General features: G+C 29.3%; 4 protein-coding genes. 3 read left to right on the top strand and 1 reads right to left on the bottom strand.

All coding sequences use genetic code 11. The features are described from left to right. The coding region (locus tag QZZ11_RS08365; RefSeq protein WP_292475263.1) for a glycosyltransferase family 2 protein at nt 1–638 on the bottom strand (638 nt) is incomplete at its 3' end. Nucleotides 639–781: 143 nt separating this feature from the next. Here QZZ11_RS08365 and QZZ11_RS08360 point away from each other — a divergent pair. The 3 genes from QZZ11_RS08360 to QZZ11_RS08350 all read left to right on the top strand — a co-directional run bounded on the left by QZZ11_RS08360 (nt 782) and on the right by QZZ11_RS08350 (nt 3,763). Beyond that, the gene (locus tag QZZ11_RS08360; RefSeq protein ID WP_292475262.1) at nt 782–1,903 is read left to right on the top strand and encodes an SPFH domain-containing protein; all 1,122 of its coding nucleotides are present in this window, start codon (nt 782–784) and stop codon (nt 1,901–1,903) included. 62 nt (nt 1,904–1,965) lie between these two features. Then, entirely contained in the window at nt 1,966–2,271 is a 306-nt protein-coding gene (locus tag QZZ11_RS08355; RefSeq protein ID WP_292475259.1) for a hypothetical protein, read from the top strand. 316 nt (nt 2,272–2,587) lie between these two features. After that, nucleotides 2,588–3,763: an LTA synthase family protein gene (locus QZZ11_RS08350; protein ID WP_292475257.1), complete on the top strand. Its 1,176-nt coding sequence runs from the start codon at nt 2,588–2,590 to the stop codon at nt 3,761–3,763. Nucleotides 3,764–3,858: the final 95 nt, after the last annotated feature.

Below are 3,858 nucleotides of genomic sequence, written 5' to 3'. Positions count from 1 at the left end.
ATATTAATTGAATTAACTCCACCTTGTCTAGGTTTGAATGTTATATCAATATACTTAACTTTTAATTTATATTTAGCATAGATTACCGATAAAATGACATTAGACAAATGATAATCTTTTGGAATCAATTTGATTTTTTTTCTCAAAGTACTACATTTCATAAGCCTAAATGGAGTGTTAGCATCTTTTATGTTAACATGAAATATCATAAATAAAATAAACTTTAATGTTTTTGTTACAAGGACTCTGCTAGAACCATCTTGACGTTTCTTACGGTAGCCAATAATCATGTCATAGTTTTTTCTTTCTTCCCAGAAATCCCAAAATTCTTCAGGATTAGTCTGACCATCAGAATCTGTTTGAAAAACGTAGTTACAATTATTTTTTAAAGCATAATTATATCCATATAATACTGTTGCTCCATGACCTTGATTTTTCTTGGTTATAGGTATTAGCTTTTTATATTTCTTTTCCAATTTTTTCATAATTGAAAAAGTGTTATCTTTGCTACCATCATCTATTATTACCAACCTAGAATCTTTACTCATTTTTTCAATCACTTTATGCCAACCAGCAATTACATCTTCTATATTTTCTTCTTCATTGTATGCTGGTATAACAATATAAAGTTTATCCATAAATACACCTACCTGTTTTTTTCATTTTAGCATATTAAAGGACTTTTTTCAATTTGAAGAAAAGGTTTATAAATACCAAAAATATATCTTTAAAAAAAATAATAAATATTATATAATGTAATTATAGAAGAAGGAGAGATTATATGGGTTTAATTAAAGCTGCTGTACAGGCAACAGCAAGTACAATACATGATCAATGGAAAGATTATATTCGTTGTGAAGATTTAGGAAACGATGTTTTGATGAGGAGAGTATCTACACCTAATGGTATTATTTCAAAGAATAGTGCTATTCAGGTAGCTCCTGGACAAATTGCAGTAGTTTTCCAAAATGGTAAAATATTAGATGCAACTGCTGAAGAAGGTATCTTTACATTTGATGAATCTGCATCACCATCTTTCTTTGCAGGAGATTTTGGAGATGTATTTAAAGAAATGTGGACTCGTTTTACTTATAATGGAGGAGTTGCAAAGGAACAGGCTGTGTTCTATATTAATGCTAAAGAAATTATTGATAATAAATTTGGAACACCTGCACCAGTTCCATTTCAAGATTGGTCACATCCAATTCCAAATCAAATGACTAAAGAAATGACACCTTTAAGAGTACAAGTTAAATGTTTTGGTAAGTATACTTTTAAGATTAGTGATCCAGCTACTTTTATGAGTAAAATTGCTGGTACTGCTGAAGAGTATAGAAAAGATGAAATATTAGAACAAATGAGAAGTGAAGTTATTGGGGCATTCCAAAATGTACTTAATGAATTAGGCACTGCTGCTCATAAAACTCCAGTACTTGAATTACCAAGTGCTACTGATGAAATTAAGACTGCAATGGATGCAAAAGTATTTGATCAGCCAATTAGAGATCGTGGAATTAGCTTAATTGGATTTGTAATTGAAAGTGTTACTCTTGATGATGAATCTAATAAGAAAATTGATCAATACGAACTTTCTTCAAATGCTTACATGCAACAAGGAAAGCTTGTTGGAAGCCTTGGAGATGCTGTTGTTGATGCAGCAAACAATGAAAATGGAGCTATGAATGGTATGATGGGTGTCGGTATGGTCGGCATGGCTAGCGGAGGCATGATGCAGGGTGCTGTAGCTGGGGCGTTCAATGGACAAGGTACTAATGTTGATCAAATGAAAGGTGGAGCTGGAGAAGCTCAACCAGCTGCAGGAGGAGCATTCTGTCCTAAGTGTGGAGTTGCTGTTGGAGTAGATGATGAATTCTGTAGTAAATGTGGAAACAAATTAAAATAAAGAGCTTTAAGGCTCTTTATTTTTTTCCTTCCGATATGCTATAATAAACAAGGAGGGATATAATGAAAAGTATTATTTTTTTATTACCAGCATTTATATCTATTAATTATGGAAAAGAAAAAAAGAGTATAAATGAAATGCTTATTGAATACGGAGTTTATTGCTGTGCTATTAATTTGTTGATGTTACTTATGTTGATAATGATAGGACGTGCAAAAGAGTCATTAAGTGATTCCGGCTCTATAAAATTCTGCTTTTTATATCTTGCAAGTAGTATGATTATTGCATATTGCTTGCCTAGAATATTTAATTACTGCAAAAATAATTTTGATTTTAAAGTGAAAAGAGTTAAAAATGAAAAAATGTAGATATATACTGTTATATATTTATGTATTTTTAATATCATTATCTGTATCATCAACTAATTGGGCTATTAATAAATTTGCGTTTTTAAGCTTTGATGAAGCAATATTTCAATTGACTTCTCCAATTAAAAGTGCTGAAAAATCTATTCTAGCTAGTTTTGTGGCAGATAGTCTTTTTATTGCAGTAATGTGTTCATTAATATTTTTTGGCTTATTAGTTTTAATAATAAACTATTTAGATTGTAAGCAGATAAATTTAGAAATTAAATTATGGAAAAAAAAGATATTGTTTGGAATAAAGTCTAGTATTTTGAAATTATTGCTGAAATTGACTATTATTATTTGTACAATATATATTATCTATAGTTGTCTTAATCGAATAGGATTTATTAATTATCTATATAATCAAATCCATGAATCTTTATTTATTGAAGAACATTATGTTAATCCAAATGATATTAAATTAACTTTTCCAAGCAAAAAAAGAAATTTAGTATATATTTATGTTGAATCACTTGAAAGTACTTATTTTTCAAAAGATTTAGGTGGAGAAACAGATTATAATTTATTACAACCAATAACTGAATTAACTGCTAAGAACATTAGTTTTTCTGATACAAATAAATTTGGTGGAGCAATGTCAGTTCCAGGAACTACTTGGACTACAGGAGCCATGGTTGCTCAAACTTCTGGATTACCACTTATGGTTAGTGGAGAGTTTGCTACTGAGAATAGACTTTCTTCAATGTTATCAGGAGCTACCACTTTAGGTGATATTCTTGAAGCGAATGGTTATAACCAGATGTATATGATTGGTTCAGATAAAAGCTTTGGAAATCGTGATATTTATTTCAAAGAACATGGTAATTATAAAATATATGATTATAATGTTGCCAAAAAGAAAAATAAAATAAGCGACGATTATTATGTTTGGTGGGGTTATGAAGATTCTAAACTGTTTGAATACGCTAAAGAAGAAATAACTAATTTAGCTAAGAAAGACAAACCATTTAATTTTACAATGTTGACTACAGATACGCATTTTACAGATGGTTACTTAGAAAATACTTGTGTTCAGAGATTTGGAATTCAGTATTATGATGTTATATATTGTAGTGCTGGTCAAATACAGGAGTTTGCTAATTGGATTTCACAACAGTCATTCTACAAAGATACTACAGTGATTATAGTTGGTGATCATATTAGTATGCAGTCTGGTATTTATCCTGAAGATGCTGATAGACGTGTGTATAATTTGTTTATTAATCCAGCTGTAACAGAAGGAAGATTTGCTAATAGAAAATTTAGTACTATGGATTTATTTCCAACTACACTAGCTAGTATGGGTGTTGAAATAGAAGGAGATAGATTAGGACTTGGAACTAACTTGTTTAGTGATAAAGACACTTTAGTAGAAGAGTATGGTTATGATTATTTTGCAAATGAAATGAGTAGATATAGTAAGTTTTATATGAAAGAGTTTTTAAATAAATAGTGCATAAAAAAAAACTTATAAGTATAAGAAAATCATTGGAATAATTAGAAGTATAAAAAAATAAATAGTAAAAATTATTAATAATTTTTACTATT

The sequence above is a fragment of the Methanosphaera sp. genome, assembly GCF_016282985.1.
Classification (GTDB): domain Archaea; phylum Methanobacteriota; class Methanobacteria; order Methanobacteriales; family Methanobacteriaceae; genus Methanosphaera.
Note: the sequence above shows the minus strand (reverse complement) of the source record. Positions and strands in the feature narration are given on the sequence as shown.

Bases quoted from the DNA above. Each gene is read 5' to 3' on its own strand.
- QZZ11_RS08355 (WP_292475259.1), top strand. From the start codon at position 1,966: ATGAAAAGTATTATTTTTTTATTACCAGCATTTATATCTATTAATTAT.
- QZZ11_RS08360 (WP_292475262.1), top strand. From the start codon at position 782: ATGGGTTTAATTAAAGCTGCTGTACAGGCAACAGCAAGTACAATACAT.